This is a genomic window from Allomuricauda sp. d1 (genome assembly GCF_039592695.1).
Taxonomy (GTDB): domain Bacteria; phylum Bacteroidota; class Bacteroidia; order Flavobacteriales; family Flavobacteriaceae; genus Flagellimonas_A.
In genome coordinates this window covers 19,502-35,346 of sequence record NZ_JBBUTK010000001.1, presented here as the reverse complement: position 1 = coordinate 35,346, position 15,845 = coordinate 19,502, and the positions used below count along the sequence as shown (strand labels likewise).

At 44.2% G+C, this 15,845-nt stretch carries 12 protein-coding genes and 1 tRNA gene; 3 read left to right on the top strand and 10 right to left on the bottom strand.

Going from position 1 to position 15,845, the window contains the following annotated elements:
- Position 1: 1 nt before the first annotated feature.
- From AAAH86_RS00135 to porV, 6 genes are all read right to left on the bottom strand, one after another.
- A complete protein-coding gene (locus AAAH86_RS00135; RefSeq protein WP_343485465.1) occupies positions 2-682 on the bottom strand; it encodes an SDR family oxidoreductase in 681 nt (226 codons plus the stop codon).
- A gap of 86 nt (positions 683-768) precedes the next feature.
- On the bottom strand, positions 769-1,788 hold the full coding sequence (locus tag AAAH86_RS00130) for a M28 family peptidase (RefSeq protein WP_343485464.1): 1,020 nt from the start codon (positions 1,786-1,788) through the stop codon (positions 769-771).
- 125 nt (positions 1,789-1,913) lie between these two features.
- The gene (locus AAAH86_RS00125) at positions 1,914-3,566 is read right to left on the bottom strand and encodes a pyruvate dehydrogenase complex dihydrolipoamide acetyltransferase (RefSeq protein WP_343485463.1); all 1,653 of its coding nucleotides are present in this window, start codon (positions 3,564-3,566) and stop codon (positions 1,914-1,916) included.
- 4 nt (positions 3,567-3,570) lie between these two features.
- Positions 3,571-4,569: a pyruvate dehydrogenase (acetyl-transferring) E1 component subunit alpha gene (pdhA, locus tag AAAH86_RS00120; protein WP_343485462.1), complete on the bottom strand. Its 999-nt coding sequence runs from the start codon at positions 4,567-4,569 to the stop codon at positions 3,571-3,573.
- 196 nt (positions 4,570-4,765) lie between these two features.
- Positions 4,766-5,257, bottom strand: coding sequence for a cytidine deaminase (gene cdd / locus AAAH86_RS00115; RefSeq protein ID WP_343485461.1), 492 nt, complete (start codon positions 5,255-5,257; stop codon positions 4,766-4,768).
- A gap of 75 nt (positions 5,258-5,332) precedes the next feature.
- A complete protein-coding gene (gene porV, locus AAAH86_RS00110; RefSeq protein WP_343485460.1) occupies positions 5,333-6,475 on the bottom strand; it encodes a type IX secretion system outer membrane channel protein PorV in 1,143 nt (380 codons plus the stop codon).
- A gap of 381 nt (positions 6,476-6,856) precedes the next feature.
- Between porV and gldJ the strand changes: the two genes are divergently transcribed.
- From gldJ to AAAH86_RS00095, 3 genes are all read left to right on the top strand, one after another.
- Complete coding sequence (gldJ, locus tag AAAH86_RS00105; RefSeq protein WP_343485459.1) at positions 6,857-8,518, top strand: gliding motility lipoprotein GldJ; 1,662 nt, start codon at positions 6,857-6,859, stop codon at positions 8,516-8,518.
- A 64-nt stretch (positions 8,519-8,582) separates the two neighbouring features.
- Entirely contained in the window at positions 8,583-9,860 is a 1,278-nt protein-coding gene (gene murF, locus AAAH86_RS00100; RefSeq protein ID WP_343485458.1) for a UDP-N-acetylmuramoyl-tripeptide--D-alanyl-D-alanine ligase, read from the top strand.
- Between the two features lie 83 nt (positions 9,861-9,943).
- Positions 9,944-10,315 carry a DUF393 domain-containing protein gene (locus tag AAAH86_RS00095; RefSeq protein ID WP_343485457.1) on the top strand — a complete coding sequence of 124 codons (372 nt, stop codon included), beginning with the start codon at positions 9,944-9,946 and terminating at the stop codon, positions 10,313-10,315.
- 376 nt (positions 10,316-10,691) lie between these two features.
- Here the strand turns inward: AAAH86_RS00095 and AAAH86_RS00090 are convergent.
- The 4 genes from AAAH86_RS00090 to AAAH86_RS00075 form a co-directional block, all read right to left on the bottom strand.
- Positions 10,692-10,766: transfer RNA gene (locus AAAH86_RS00090), tRNA-Val, on the bottom strand.
- Positions 10,767-10,800: 34 nt separating this feature from the next.
- Positions 10,801-11,211 (bottom strand): 6-carboxytetrahydropterin synthase, encoded by a 411-nt coding sequence (locus AAAH86_RS00085; protein ID WP_343485456.1) that lies wholly within the window; start codon positions 11,209-11,211, stop codon positions 10,801-10,803.
- A gap of 92 nt (positions 11,212-11,303) precedes the next feature.
- The gene (locus tag AAAH86_RS00080) at positions 11,304-12,683 is read right to left on the bottom strand and encodes a RagB/SusD family nutrient uptake outer membrane protein (RefSeq protein ID WP_343485455.1); all 1,380 of its coding nucleotides are present in this window, start codon (positions 12,681-12,683) and stop codon (positions 11,304-11,306) included.
- Positions 12,684-12,697: 14 nt separating this feature from the next.
- A complete protein-coding gene (locus AAAH86_RS00075) occupies positions 12,698-15,718 on the bottom strand; it encodes a TonB-dependent receptor (protein WP_343485454.1) in 3,021 nt (1,006 codons plus the stop codon).
- Positions 15,719-15,845: the final 127 nt, after the last annotated feature.

Sequence of the window (15,845 nt, the reverse complement as noted above, 5' to 3'; positions counted from 1 at the left end):
ATCATGGCGTACTATTGCTGACCTGTAACAACTTTCCATTGTAAAGTTCATGGCCCGTCAAGGCAAAGTCTTTGATGTACCCTGCCATTTGTTTGGCAGTGAACGGTGCCTGATACCCCGGAAAAGCCTCTTCAAGCATTTCAGTCTGTACGGCACCCAAGGCTAAAACATTGAATGACGGACCGGTTTCTTTAAATTCTTCGGCCCAAAGCTCGGTCAGGGTGATGACAGCGCCTTTGCTCGAGCTATAGGCTGATAGCCCTGAAAATTTCATGCTGCCCTGTACCCCGCCCATACTGCTGACGGTCACTACATGACCGCTCTTTTTCATTTTGGGGATGACCAATTTGGTCAACTCGGCCACACCAAAGACATTGACCTCATATACCGCTTTGAATTCTTCTGGGGATGTTTTTAAAAAAGGTTTGTTCAGCAGGCTTCCCGCATTGTTGATGAGTATGTCGACGTTTTTCCAGGCTTCCAATATATCGGAAACCTTATCGTAATCTTCAGCATTTCCCAAATCAAAAGAAAAAGCAGTGACATTTTCGAGCTTTAAATCAACACAGGGGTTTGCGTTGCGCGAAAGTGCCAGTACCTGATGTCCGTCCGCGGCAAAAAGTTTGACCAGTTCAAAGCCGATGCCTCGGCTTGTGCCTGTAATGATGATGTTCTTTGACATATCAGAAATTGTCCCCTTGAGGAGCCCGATAGCTATCGGGGTTAGGGGTGTTACATCCCCCCTTTTCTCCCCCTTCAAAGGGGGAATTAATTCATTTTTATTTCTTGATTGGGAGCATTGGCTATCCCTTCCAAAACGGGAATCATTTTATTGACGACCTTGGCCATGTGTTCGAAATCCATTTCTGAGACCTCATCCCCCGGTTTGTGATAGTAATCAAAATTGGTAAAATCAAAAGCACAATAAGTGTGGGAAGGCACCCCAAATTCTTTATAAAACGGATAATTGTCTGAACGTTGAAACAAATTATATTGCTTGGCAATCAATGAGCGGCCTATCAATTTCTCATTGGCATAGTTGTTACAAATCTCAGCAAGATTGGATTTGCCGTACCCTGTAATGTACAAAAAATGGTCTTTGACACGTAGCGGCACCCCGGTCATCTCAAAATTGAGCATGGTGTACAGGTTCAAATCGGCTTCATGCAACTTTTTGGCCAAATGTTTAGAGCCGTAAAGTCCCTTTTCTTCAGCACTGAACAAGGCAAAAATCAGACTACGCTTGTTGGATTTGTTAGTACCAAAATAGCGGGCCAGCTCCAATACCGTTGAAGTCCCTGAAGCGTTATCGTTGGCGCCATTGGCGATATAATCACCATTTTCAGGTTTGACCACACCTATATGGTCGTAGTGCGCACCAATTAGTATGTACTCATCTTTCAACTGCGCATCGTTGCCCCCAACAAATCCAACAACGTTGTAAGCCGGTTTTTTATAATTGGAAAGTGTATCGTGATACGATTCATAATATGGTTCCACACCATTATTCTCAAAAAGCTTCTCGATATATGCTGCTGCCATTTCAATGCCCTCGCTGCCGGTATCCCTACCTTTAAGCTCATCGGAAGCCAAGTAGTTCATGTGTTCACCAATAGTTTTGGCATCGGTAAAGCCAATGCTAGCTATTTTTTCAGTATCCGCCTTTAATCCATCCGGACCTGAAGGAGCTGGTGGTGGGGAAGGAATAACATCACTGGTCTGAACCATTTTCGTGGAACCACAGGCCAAAGCCAATGAAACTAAAATCAAGGATATAAATTTCTGCATTCTGTGATATTTTAGCACCTACTAAAGATAGAAAAAGCATCCTGATCGGGATGCTATATATTTTAGTTTGGTAAATAGGGGGCTGGAAAAACACCCCTAAAGTCCCCTCAAGGGGACAATCTTGTTTACGCCAACATGGTCACCGGGTTTTCCAGATAGGCACGAAGCGTTTGTAAAAACTTTGCCCCTGTGGCACCATCAACGGTACGGTGATCATTTGCCAAGGTTATCCTCATGGTACTACCTACGACTATTTCGCCGTTTTTAACAACTGGTTTCTCCTCAATCGCACCAACGGACAAAATAGATGAATTGGGTTGGTTGATGATTGAGGTAAACTCTTGGATGCCGAACATGCCCAAATTGGAAACAGTAAATGTACTGCCCTCCATCTCGTCAGGCTTTATCTTTTTGTTTCGGGCACGACCCGCCAAGTCCTTAACGGAAGCACCTATCTGTGTCAGGCTCATCTGGTCCGCAAATTTTAGTACCGGCACGACCAGGCCTTCATCCACAGCGACCGCCACACCCATGTGAACATGATGGTTGTAGATGGTGGTATCGCCATTCCAAGTGGTGTTGACCTGTGGATGCTTTTTCAGTGCCATGGCGCAAGCCTTCAATACCATATCATTGAACGAAACCTTGGTATCGGGCAAATCATTTATCTGTGCCCGCGAAGCCTTGGCATTGTCCATGTCAACCTCAATGGTCAGATAGTAGTGCGGTGCCGAGAATTTCGATTCCGCCAGACGTTTCGCAATGACCTTGCGCATCTGCGAATTCTTTACCTCCTCCCTACTTTCTTCGCCAACAGGAAGGTTTACAGGCGCAACAGAAGCTGCGGGTGCAGATGATCCTTGTGTTTCAGGCTTGGCAGGTTGTGCCGATGGCTTGAAATTTTCAACATCGCGTTTTACAATACGACCATTGTCGCCCGAACCATTTACCTGTGATAAATCGATGCCTTTTTCCTCAGCGATTCTTTTTGCCAATGGTGAGGCAAATATTCTGCCACCGTCACTGGCCGTTGTCGCTGTTACGGTTTTTTCTTCTGATTTTTCGGTTGTGGTTTCCTCTTTCTTTGTAGTATCTTTTTCTTTGGATGGAGCATCTGAACCACCGCCTGCGTGTGCTTTCAAGACAGCATCAATATCTGTACCTTCAGGGCCGATAATGGCTAAAAGGGAATCGACAGGTGCGCCTTCACCTTCTTGTATACCAATATGCAACAACGTTCCGGAATAGAACGATTCAAATTCCATCGTGGCTTTATCGGTCTCGATTTCGGCCAAAATATCGCCTTCTTCAATCGTATCACCCACTTTTTTCAACCACGAGGCCACGGTGCCTTCTTCCATGGTGTCGCTTAAACGTGGCATGGTCACAATCTCGACCCCTTCAGGAATCTTGCCAGCATCTTCAGTAGCACTATCATCGGCAACAGCTTCCTCTTTTTCTTCTTTGGATGTTTCTTTCGGAGCATCTTCCGATTTGCCTGAGCCTCCACTACCGTTCAGCAATCCTGAAATATCCTCACCTTCGTCACCAATAATGGCCAAAAGCGAGTCTACCGGAGCCCCATCACCCTCATCGATGCCGATGTGCAATAGCGTTCCCTCATGAAAAGATTCAAACTCCATTGTAGCTTTGTCAGTCTCGATTTCAGCCAAAATATCACCTTCTTCAACTTTGTCACCAACCTTTTTGAGCCACTTTGCCACGGTTCCTTCTTCCATGGTATCGCTCAGTCTCGGCATGTTGATCACTTCTGCCATCTACTTATAATTTATGTTCTAAAAATGGATAATCTTCTTGTTCGTAAACCATGTCGTACAGCTGCTGCACTGGTGGAAAATCAGATTCCTCAGCAAACTTCTCGCATTCTGACACCAACTCTTTTACCCGTTTATCAATCTTTTTGATTTCTTCTTCTGTGGCATACCCCTTTTCTAAAATCACGTCTTTCACCTGCGTGATAGGGTCTATTTTTTTGTATTCCTCGACCTCATCCTTAGTACGGTAATGTTGTGCATCAGACATGGAGTGGCCACGATAGCGGTATGTTTTCATTTCCAAAAATGTGGGGCCGCCACCGGTTCTGGCACGTTCAACCGCCTTGTCGACCTCTTTGGCAACAATCGCTGGATCCATACCGTCAACAGGGGCACACGGCATTTCATAGCCCAAGCCCAATTTGTAAATCTCAGTTGAATGGGATGTTCTCGCTACCGAGGTACCCATGGCATACCCATTGTTTTCGCAGATAAACACGACCGGAAGCTGCCATAGCATTGCCAAATTGAAAGTTTCGTGCAATGAGCCTTGACGTACCGCACCATCGCCCATATAACAGAGTGTTACAGCATCACGTTTGAAATATTTATCGGCAAAGGCCAATCCGGCACCCAAGGGAATCTGACCCCCGACAATACCATGGCCGCCATAAAAACGGTGTTCTTTAGAAAAAATATGCATTGAACCCCCCATACCCCTTGAAGTTCCGGTCACCTTGCCGTACAGTTCGGCCATGACCTTCTTTGGGTCAACGCCCATGCCAATGGGCTGCACGTGATTGCGATATGCAGTGATCATACGGTCTTTGGTCAAATCCATCGCATGCAGTGAGCCTGCCAATACGGCTTCTTGGCCATTATAAAGGTGGAGGAACCCCCTCACTTTTTGCTGAATATAGACCGCGGCCAGTTTGTCTTCAAATTTGCGCCAGAAGAGCATATCTTCGTACCACTGCAGGTAAGTCTCTTTCGTGATTTTTTTCATGTGTTTAAAAATTTGAGAGCCCATGTGACCATTCGTTACACTCGTTCTCTCATGAATTTATTTTAATCATTGTACCATGTGAATTTTTGATTAAAAAAATTCATATTCGTTTCATCAATAGATACGTTATGTGAGCACCCTTTTTACAAGGGGAAAACAAAAATACATATATATCTGTTTTGTGTACAACTTTGGATTAAGAATCACCCAAAAAAGAATTATCAAAACCTAAAGGCAGTATATCGGCCACCGAGCTGCACCTGTAAATGGGGCCTTTCTCTCCCTGGAACAACAAAACAATGGGCGACTTCTGCTTTTGTTCGTATTCGGCAATGGACTGACGACAATTTCCGCAAGGTGCTGCAGGCCGCATTACCGTATACGTATTGGAAGCCGCACTGATGGCAACCAAAGTTATGGCAACGCCAGGATACTTGGCACCTGCTTGAAACACGGCCACGCGCTCTGCACACAAACCCGAGGGATAGGAAGCATTTTCTTGGTTGTTGCCGATGACAATCTCATTGTTCTCCAAAAGAACGGCCGCACCGACCTGAAAATTGGAATAGGGCGCATAGGCATTTTTTCGTGCCTTTCTGGCTTCAACCATCAACTTTTTTTCTTGGTCACTTAACTCGTTTTCTGAGTCAAAAACTAGCAGGTCAAAACCTATGTGCTCTTTTTTCATCGAATGGTTTGATATGTCCTAAAATAAGAAAACCCATCCAGATGGACGGGTTTTCATTTTTATATCGTAAAATGTTTAGTCGTTGAGAAATTCTTCCCCCAAATTAAATGTTAGTGAGAAGCGCAACGTATTCTCTAAAGGATTCCGGACTTGGGAAGTAGAAAACAGGTACGAAAGGTCTATCTGGGCAGACTTGAACTGAAATCCGGCACCCAATGTCAGAAACTGACGTGACCCTTTATCTTGGCTTTCGTTGAAATAACCGGTGCGTAGCATAAAGGCATCCCTATAACTATATTCAGCGCCCAAAGCCCACGTAATCTCTTTCAACTCTTCACCAAAACCATCGGGGGCATCGCCAAACGATTCAAAAACACCGTTCAAAAAGCTGATGTTTTGGTATTCGTCGTTGTCTTCAGCGTCTATATCACCATCCCCATCAAAATCCCTTGGGGTGGGCACCAATAACTTATTGAATTCAGAATGCAGGCCCAACTTGTTATCCGCATCAAAGATAAAATCAAATCCCGCACCAAATTTCAAATTAGTAGGGAGGAAGTTTTCTTGGCCCCCGGCATCGTACTGTATCTTTCCGCCAAGGTTTGAGATGTTGAAGCCAGCTCTCCATCGGCCATCAAAAGCATCGTAAGCGATTTCTCGAGAGCGATAGAATCCGGCAACATCAACCGCAAATGCATTGGCAGCCTGCGAGTCTTGTGTACCGTCTTGAAAGCGAAGGTTCGAACTGATAAATCGACCGCCAACGGCCATAGAGAAGGTCTCGCTCAATTTCAGGGAGTATGACCCATCAATGGCAAACTCATTGGGTTTTGTGATGCGCGCCTCCTCATCAATGGTCTGGCGCAGCTCAATTTCACCCAAACCAAAATACCGGAGACTAACGGCAAAGGCACTTCTGTCGTTTAATTTGTTGTAATAGCTGGCCCCCAATAACGAGACATCGTTGACAATGCTCTCAAGATATGGGGTGTAACTCACACCAATGCCCATTTTTCGTTCTGCAAAGGCGAATTTGGCGGGGTTCCATTGTTGTGAATACGCATCTACCGAAGTGGCAACGCCCATGTCGCCCATACCCGATGCCCTTGCATCGGCGGCGATGGTCAAAAACGGAACTGCAGTGGTGATTACCCTTTCTTGTTGGGCGGAACAGAATGGCGCTATGGCCAAAAACCCAGCTACTAGTAATTTCCTCATTGTTTTCATTTAAGTTACTAATGGTCTCAACACCCTAAATCACCCCAATAAAATTCAGATGTATGACTTGTTAACGGTCATTTGACCAAATTCTTATAAAGTTTTTACACTTTTTTAAGTTTTCATTTTGATGTGATGCAACAATAGCAAAAGTGTTTTTGTATTAAATAGGTGTTTTGGTAAATCTAAATAAGTGGAACCATACTATTTTAATTCCTCTTGCGTTATACTTTTCACAGGCCATCGCGAAAATTGCATGCTTATTTTAAAAGCAATAAAATATATCGTGCAATTCTTCGTTTTATTGGCGGTGAATAAAATCAAAAAGAAACAAACGACTGACAGGCCAAGCCAACAGTCTAAAGTATTCAAGCCCAAATTATGAAAAAGCACTTTATCAAAGTCGTACTTTCTTGCGCTGTGATAGTTGGAGGAATCTCGAGCTGTAAGAATTCTTCTTCGTCTTCCTCAAAGAATGTTTCGAGAGCCACAGGATGGAAAATCAATTCAAAAGAAGGTGGCTTTCAATACAATTCAGACTTTAAGGAGCAGGAAACTCCCCCAGGAACCGTATTTATTGAGGGTGGTACCTTTACCAAGGGAAAAGTTCAAGACGACATCATGCACGACTGGAACAACACCCCAACCCAACAGCATGTTCAGTCATTCTATATGGATGAGACTGAGGTTACCAATAAAATGTACATGGAGTACTTGGATTATCTGAAAAAGGTATATCCACCAGAAAACCCGATGTACGAAAACATTTATAAAGGTGCATTGCCAGATACTTTGGTTTGGAGAAACCGATTGGGCTTCAATGAAACCATGACCAACAACTACCTGAGACACCCCGCTTATGCAGAATATCCTGTTGTTGGTGTGAACTGGGTACAGGCCACGCAATATGCCGAATGGCGTACAGACAGGGTCAACGAGATGCAATTGGCCCAAGAAGGCTATATACAGGAAGAAGCATTATATAAAGTATTGAATGGCGAATCTGAGGGCACGTTCAGTACCGAGGCCTATTTGAACAATCCGGAATCCGTGTATGGAGGTGAGATTGATTCCTTACAAGGAAAACAGAAAAAAGATTCCATCAGCACTTTTGCAAAGAGAAGTAGTGGTGTCATCATGCCCGAATACCGTTTGCCCACTGAAACTGAGTGGGAGTATGCCGCACAGGCGCTTGTAGGTACTCGAGAATACAATAATTACCGTGGTAGGAAGAAATACCCATGGGAGGGTGATTATACCCGTAACGGCCAACGTGTGGGTCGTGGCGATCAATTGGCCAACTTTAAGCAAGGTAAAGGTGATTATGGCGGAATCGCAGGCTGGTCAGACGATGGTGCAGACATTACAGCACAAGTAAAGTCATACAAGCCCAACGATTTTGGTCTCTATGACATGGCCGGTAATGTTTCTGAATGGGTAGCCGATGTCTATCGCCCGATTGTTGATGATGAAATCAGTGATTTCAACTACTATCGCGGAAACATTTACATGAAAAAGGCCATTGGCGAAGATGGTAAGGTAAAAGTATTGAGTGACTCCATTGTCTATGATACCCTACCCAACGGAAAGATTGTTGCAATGAACCTACCGGGTGAAATCAAGGAAGTTCCCGTTGGCGAAGAAGAAACCTATTTGAGAACCAATTTCTCAAAAAGTGACAACCGTGGTTATCGTGATGGCGATCCTGGTTCTTCAAGATTCTTTGAAAGATTCAGTGATGATGCCGATGACAACCGAAAAATGTACGATTCACCTAAACACAAAGTTGAGCGTGATTCTACCGGTAAGATTTTGAGACAGTACGACACCTCAAACTACAGAACTTCCCTCATCAATGATGAAGTTAGGGTTTACAAAGGTGGTTCTTGGAGGGACAGGGCCTTCTGGCTCGATCCTGCCCAAAGAAGGTATCTGCCACAATACATGGCAACCGACGACATTGGCTTTAGATGTGCCATGTCACGTGTGGGCTCAAAATCAAAGACCAAGAATAAAACTGTTCGCCATAAGAAGGCACGGTAAAAATCACTTCTGAAAAAGATACGACCCTGACGTTGCCGTCAGGGTTTTTTTTATCTTCGAATCCATGATTTTGAGTGAACTACACCAGCTGTTTTTAAGGTACCCAAACGCTTGTACCGATACACGAAAAATTACCAAAGACTGCATTTTCTTTGCGTTGAAGGGCCCCAACTTCAATGGCAGTGAATTTGCGCAGGAGGCATTGAAGAAAGGTGCGGCGTATGCCGTGGTGGATGAGAAAAAATTCAAGACGGATGAGAAAGTCATCTTGGTCGATGATGTATTGCATACCCTTCAAGAGCTCGGCACCTATCACCGAAACCACTGCAAGGCCAGAATCATTGCCCTAACGGGAAGCAACGGCAAAACCACCACCAAAGAATTGATCAATGCCGTGCTCTCTAAAAAATACAAGACCGTTGCCACCCAGGGCAACCTCAACAACCATATCGGGGTTCCCTTGACCCTTCTTTCCATCAAAGAAGAAACGGAAATCGGCATCATTGAAATGGGGGCCAACCATCAAGGTGAGATCGCTTTTCTTTCAACGCTGGCCCAACCCGATTTTGGTTATATCACCAATTTCGGAAAAGCCCATTTAGAAGGTTTTGGCGGCGTTGAGGGGGTCATCAAGGGCAAAAGCGAACTTTACACCTACCTTATCGACAATAAAAGAATTGCATTTTTGAATGCCGATGACCCCATTCAAAAAGAAAAATTGCTGCATTACGTCAAAAAATATGGGTACAGTCAAAATGATCATGAATATTTTACTATTGAATTGGTTCAATCCAACCCTTTTGTGGAATTAAAAGTGGAAGGAACCATAATCTCTACACAACTCATTGGGGCCTATAATTTTCAAAACTGTTGTGTGGCCGTGTTGATTGGCAAATATTTCAATGTCCCAATGGATGCTACTAAGGAAGCCATTGAAAGTTACGTACCAAAAAATAATCGATCACAATTGATAGAAAAAAAAGGGAAGAAAATCGTTCTTGACGCCTACAATGCCAACCCGACCAGCATGCGCGCCGCTTTAGAAAACTTTGATGCCATGGACGCCAATCCTAAAATTGCGTTTCTGGGCGATATGTTTGAATTGGGCGAAGACGCAGCGGCAGAACATCAGTCCATTGTTGATTTGGTGTCAGGCATCGATATTGCTTCCGTTTTTTTGGTGGGGGATAATTTCTCAAAAACAGATTCTACCTATCAAAAGTTTCAAGACTTTGAATCCTTGAAAAAACACCTACAACAATATCCGATACAAGAAGATGCCCATATTTTCATCAAGGGCTCAAGGGGCATGGCCCTAGAGCGACTTCTTGACATCCTCTAAAATAAAGGGTTTTTGGAAAAATTTCCGTTAAATTCTCAAAGTTTGAGAAATGATTGCCGCCTGTCTTCGACCAAGGAAGCATCATGGAAAAAAACATCATCATATTTGATGGCGAATGTAACCTCTGCAACGGTGTGGTCGGTTGGTTGCTCAAATTTGCCCCTGAAGAATTGTTCGAGTTTGTCGCTTTTCAATCCCCGAAAGGGCAAAACCTGCTGAAGGCCCATGGATTCCCGACCGAAGCCCTAGAGACCGTTATCTTATTTGACGGTAACGGAGTGCACACCCATTCTGACGGATTTCTCGAAATTGTGGCCAAAATACCCAAATGGAGGCTTGTGGCCGCCCTGTTAGCTTTTGTTCCCAGAATTATCAGGGATACCATTTACAATCTGGCCTCGAGAAATAGGGTACGTTGGTTTGGAAAGTCGGCGACCTGCACCGTTTCTTTTTGAAGAATTTGTGGAGTATACTGTCCCGATAGCTATCGGGGGAACCAGTGAACTCTTGCTCCGCCAGAGGCGGACAGCGCTAGAGCACTGCCTTGTGGAGTATACTGGATTCGAACCAGTGACCTCTTGCTCCGCCAGAGGCGGACAGCGCTAGAGCACTGCCTTGTGGAGTATACTGGATTCGAACCAGTGACCTCTTGCTCCGCCAGAGGCGGACAGCGCTAGAGCACTGCCTTGTGGAGTATACTGGATTCGAACCAGTGACCTCTTGCTCCGCCAGAGGCGGACAGCGCTAGAGCACTGCCTTGTGGAGTATACTGGATTCGAACCAGTGACCTCTTGCTCCGCCAGAGGCGGACAGCGCTAGAGCACTGCCTTGTGGAGTATACTGGATTCGAACCAGTGACCTCTGCCCTGTCAAGGCAGCGCTCTAAACCAACTGAGCTAATACTCCGTAACTTGATTGGGCGGCAAATATCGGAAATTTGTTACCAATCACCATACTCTGCAGCATTCTTTTGTGTTTCATGCAACGTGATATGAAGTTTGTGCGACGCATTGATACTTTGCTTCAAAATATCATAGATGATTTTTACAAAATTCTCTGTCGAAGGCATCAGACCCTCAAATTCAGGGCAGTCTTCATTGAGGTTTTTATGATCAAAGCGTTCTTCAACTTCGTTTTTGATCAGTTGCCCCAGTTCTGCCAAATCCATCACAAAACCTGTGTCTTGGTTTACCTCTCCCCTGACGCGAACTTCTAAATCAAAATTGTGGCCGTGATAGTTTACACTATTGCACTTGCCAAAAACTTCACGATTCTCCTGATCGCTCCACTCAGGGTTGTGCAATCGATGTGCGGCATTGAAATGTGCTTTTCTGCAAATGGTGACAATCATGCCACAAAAATATGAAAGTGTCGCCCAAGAATCATAAAAAAGAAGACCATCATATAGACGGCCTCCCTAATAATTCAAAATCAATCAAGTTCTTAATTGTATCCCGGATTCTGCTCCAACAGCGGATTTCTATCGCGTGCCGATTGCGGTATTGGAAATACCAACCGATTATCATCCCATGAAAGCCCGCCAATATCGCGCTGCGTTCTTTTATAGTCGTGCAGCGTGAATCCTTCAAAGGCAAGCTCCAACTCCCGTTCATTCAAAATCAAATCAAGGGTCAGTGCTGCCAAAGGTGGCGCCGAAGACCGTGCCCTGAGTGCATTGATTTCATCAAGCGGCGGCAAGCCCACTGACGTACCCAATCTAAAATTGCTTTCAGCACGGATCAAGTGCATCTCTGCAATCCTGATATGGGTCGCATTGGCAAACTGCCTGGCAAATTTTGAGGTAAGCGTAAACCCATCACTGACCCCTTCACCAGGGTAGGTGAAGTTTCTTCTTTGGTCTGTGGGCGTATCAAATTTATCAAGATAGGTTTGGGTCACGGCAATGTCGCCACCCCGACCGCCTAACGCTTGTGTGGCATAGTGCGTATTTGACTCATTGGTACCCTCTTGAACGGTGACCACCCATGAAAAAATAGTCTCTATGGGATTATCATCGGTATCAAATGCTTCGGCATAGGTAGCCGTCAAAGTGTGGCCACTATCCTGAAGTACCTCATTAGCAGCATCACGGGCAGCAGCAAAATTGCTTTGTTGTAGATATACACGTGCCAATACCGCCAATGCAGCATATCGATCCGCCCTAGCACCATTGCTTGCCGGCAATAAGGATGCTGCATCGGTCAAGTCACTAATGACCTGTGCATAGACATCTTCAACCGTATCTCTTGGTACGGCTCTGCTCACATCGGGCGGCAGCAATACAATCGGAACACCAAGTTGGCTATTGTTGCCGCCAGGGTTGTACTGCTGGCCAAAAACCCTGACCATATCAAAATAAATCAATCCCCTTAAAAACTTGGCTTCACCCTCAACACGATTTTGTTCTGAGGTATCTTCAAACTTATCCAAATTTGCCAGAACGGTATTTACATGCCCAATCATGGCGTAACTGTCTGCATAAAAATTTAATGCACTCAAATTGTCATTGATAAGCGCCTTGTTGAACAAATCTCTAAGATTTGAGAATGTACCGTTCCAACTTACTTGGTCGGTATTGCCCAAAAGATCGATAGCAATATTGATTTGGCCACTGTAAAGTCCGAAATATAATGGCGCTACATTGTCTGGACTTGTGTTTCTACCAATATCATACGCCTCTAGCAAGATTGCATTGACGTTTTCAGGGGTGGCCGTTGCCGCATCAATGCTAATACTCTGTTGTGGCTGAAGGTCCAATTCTTTTTCACAGGAAACAAGACCTGTCAATAGAACTGATATAATTAGAATCTTTATGTATTTCATAACGTATTTTTTATTTAAAATCCAAGGTTTAGACCCAATGTATACACACGAGCTTGTGGTGCCGAATAAAAAGTGGTGCCTGAATTGGTATTTGAAATCGAGGCGTCATCAGATGATTCTGGATCATACCCTCTGTAATCCGTAAAGGTTAAAAGGTTTAAACCACTTACGTAAATGCGAATACGGCTCATTCCAATCCGTTCCAATACCTCTTGTGGCAACGAGTATCCTATCGCGACATTACGCAATCTGATAAAGTCTGCATCTTGCATATAACGCGTACTTTCTGAATGCCCATTATTGACGAACAATCTCGCTTGGGGCACATCGGTAATATCACCCGGGTTTTGCCACCTGCGATCAAAGATGATTTGGTCTTGATTATCCAATCCATTTCCCAAACCTGTTTCTTGAAAACTTCCTGCGTTATTATAACGCTGACCGCCCCATTGGCCTTGAAAAGTGAAGGAAAAATCAAGACCTTTATAGTTGAAATTACTTGAGAGACCAGCTATTACATCAGGATTAGGATTACCCGCTACAATTCGCTCTGCTGCTGTTGGATCGTTGGTCGTACTCTTGTCTAAAGTGCCATCTGGATTTTCTGTGTTGAGCACGTAGAGCGCGTCACCATTTGCCGGATCTACACCTGCATACTCTATCAAGTAAAAGGAATTTATAGGTTCACCTTCCCTAAGAATATTCCTCGTTGTAATCAAATCTTCACCATTGGGAAGATTTGTGATTTTATTTTTATTGATCGCGAAGTTCAGATTGGTTTTCCATGACAAGTTCTGTGTCTGTATGTTGGTGGTGTTCAGTGAAAATTCGAAACCTTCGTTTTCAAGATTTCCTACATTTTGTAACACTCGATGTGATGGCAACAAAGCTTCAAACGGAACCCGGGTATTGAACAACAAGTCTTTGGTTTTCTTTTTGTAGTAATCGATTTCTCCTGAAATTCGGTTATTCAAGAACCCAAAATCAAGTCCGAAATTGATTTGTTCGGTTTCTTCCCACTTCAAATCGGGATTTGCCCCTTGGGTAAACTCCAATGCTGATTCTCCATTATAACTAGCACCCCCGAAGAGCCCTAGACTACCAAAGTTGGCAATGGGTGTATTACCATTGATACCCCAACTGCCCCTTAACTTCAAATACGAAAGGGTGCCACTACCTGACAAGAAATCTTCCTCTGAGATGATCCATCCTGCCGATGCTGCCGGAAAATATCCAAATTGATTTTCCGCACCAAACCGAGATGAGCCATCACGCCGAATGCTTGCCTTAAACAGATACTTGCCTGCATAATCGTAGGTAACCCTTGCAAAATAAGACAACTGGGCCCAGTTGGTAAATGTACCATCACCTGCTGAAATTAGAGCTGCACTGGCCACTGACTTAAAATCATCCGTTGGAAACCCATCACCGGTGACCGAGGTGGTCCTATTTTTAAACCTGGTAAAGTTAGAACCCAATACAAACGTAAAGTTAGAGGCCTCACCAAAAGTAGTATCATACGTCAGATAGTTATTGGTAGATATGATTTCGGCACCATCATCTGATGCAAAGGTCTGCCCATTGGTAGATTGAAAAGGTGCCAACCTACCTGTATTACGATCCACGGTTTGATTTAGATAATCGTAGCCTAGTTCGGTTTGAAGCCGTAATTTTTCCAATAACTTGATTTCGGCAAAAACTTTACCTAACAAACGCCGTTGTTTTGTAGTTCGAAATGAAAATCGATCCTGCAGTAAAAAGTTGGCGTACAAGGTATTTCCATTGATATCACCGTTTGATAAAAATGCCGGTGAAGTCGGTATTTGTGCTATGGCCTGCATCGGTGTCAAAAAGGAGTTATCATTGGCTATTCTATCAATAATGGTACTGGAATAACTCGAATTCAATCCCAAATTCAACCAGTCATTGACCTTATGATCAATATTGGCACGAACCGAATAGCGCTGTAAAGCGTTGCCTCTTACAATACCCTCGTTGTCTGTATACCCACCTGATATGAAACTTTTCGTTTTCTCATTGCCTCCTGAAACAGATAGGTTGACATCTTGTATATAGCTGTCTTGAAATGCAAATTCTTGCCAGTCGGTATCAACGTTTCTGAAATCTTGATCACCCGCAAAACCTTGGAGCAACCCGTCGACAGTCAATCCTATGGAGTTTAAAAACCCACTATTGGCCTCAGCTTCTTCCAAAAGTGTGATGTAATCTGCAGCATTTAGCCAATCTCTTGTATTGGAAGGCTCTCCATAACTCGTAGACACATCCAGGGAAATTGAAGATTTGCCCTGTTTGCCTCTTTTTGTTGTGATCAAAACAACGCCATTGGTGCCCTTGGCCCCAAAAATGGCAGCAGCGGAAGCATCTTTTAGAATGTCTATGGATGCAATATCGTTCGGGTTGAGAGCCAACAGCGGATTTGTAGGTGCTGTGGTCGAAGAGATGTTGTTGTTGTTCATTTCAATGCCATCAATCACAAATAAGGGTTGCTGTGATGCCGTGACCGAAGAAAGGCCTCTGATGGTAATGTTCAATCCGCCATCCAATTTACCGTTGGTCTGGGTAATCTGAACGCCTGGGGCCTTACCTATCAAAGCCCCTTGAAAACTAGGCGTTGCTATACCGCCAATTTCATCAGCTTCTATTTTTGCGATGTTATCGGTCACTTTTCGTTTGATTTGGGTACCAAATCCGACCACAACCACTTCATCAAGGGCTTGGGCATCTTCTTGCATTTGCACATTGATCGTATTTTGTGCACCGACAGTTACCCGCTGTGTTCTTTGACCGATGTACGTGAATACGAGCACTTGGCCCTGTGCGGCACTAATGGCATAATTGCCATCAAAATCGGTTTGGGTTCCGGTAGTGGTGCCATCAACAAGAATATTGACACCGGGCAACGGAACTCCTGCTTGGTCTGTAACCGTGCCCGTAATGGTGTTCTCTTGGGCCTGTAGTGTTGTGAAACAACATATTGCCAATGCAATGGCCCACAATCGTAGTTTTACCTTCATAAAAACATGGTTTTGTTAGTATTTTGAGTCAGTGCAACTGAGAAAGGTAGGCGGTAGAGGTTTATGATAGCTAATTCAAATAATACCTCTGTGTAGAAAACAAAACTTAATGGAATGTTGCTTTGGT

What these genes read in the sequence shown, in the direction of transcription:
- AAAH86_RS00080 (WP_343485455.1), bottom strand. Translation starts at nt 12,683, where the DNA reads ATGAAATACATAAAGATTCTAATTATATCAGTTCTATTGACAGGTCTT.
- cdd (WP_343485461.1), bottom strand. Translation starts at nt 5,257, where the DNA reads ATGAAAAAAGAGCACATAGGTTTTGACCTGCTAGTTTTTGACTCAGAA.
- AAAH86_RS00125 (WP_343485463.1), bottom strand. Translation starts at nt 3,566, where the DNA reads ATGGCAGAAGTGATCAACATGCCGAGACTGAGCGATACCATGGAAGAA.
- pdhA (WP_343485462.1), bottom strand. Translation starts at nt 4,569, where the DNA reads ATGAAAAAAATCACGAAAGAGACTTACCTGCAGTGGTACGAAGATATG.
- murF (WP_343485458.1), top strand. Translation starts at nt 8,583, where the DNA reads ATGATTTTGAGTGAACTACACCAGCTGTTTTTAAGGTACCCAAACGCT.
- gldJ (WP_343485459.1), top strand. Translation starts at nt 6,857, where the DNA reads ATGAAAAAGCACTTTATCAAAGTCGTACTTTCTTGCGCTGTGATAGTT.
- AAAH86_RS00095 (WP_343485457.1), top strand. Translation starts at nt 9,944, where the DNA reads ATGGAAAAAAACATCATCATATTTGATGGCGAATGTAACCTCTGCAAC.
- AAAH86_RS00085 (WP_343485456.1), bottom strand. Translation starts at nt 11,211, where the DNA reads ATGATTGTCACCATTTGCAGAAAAGCACATTTCAATGCCGCACATCGA.
- AAAH86_RS00135 (WP_343485465.1), bottom strand. Translation starts at nt 682, where the DNA reads ATGTCAAAGAACATCATCATTACAGGCACAAGCCGAGGCATCGGCTTT.
- AAAH86_RS00130 (WP_343485464.1), bottom strand. Translation starts at nt 1,788, where the DNA reads ATGCAGAAATTTATATCCTTGATTTTAGTTTCATTGGCTTTGGCCTGT.
- AAAH86_RS00075 (WP_343485454.1), bottom strand. Translation starts at nt 15,718, where the DNA reads ATGAAGGTAAAACTACGATTGTGGGCCATTGCATTGGCAATATGTTGT.
- porV (WP_343485460.1), bottom strand. Translation starts at nt 6,475, where the DNA reads ATGAGGAAATTACTAGTAGCTGGGTTTTTGGCCATAGCGCCATTCTGT.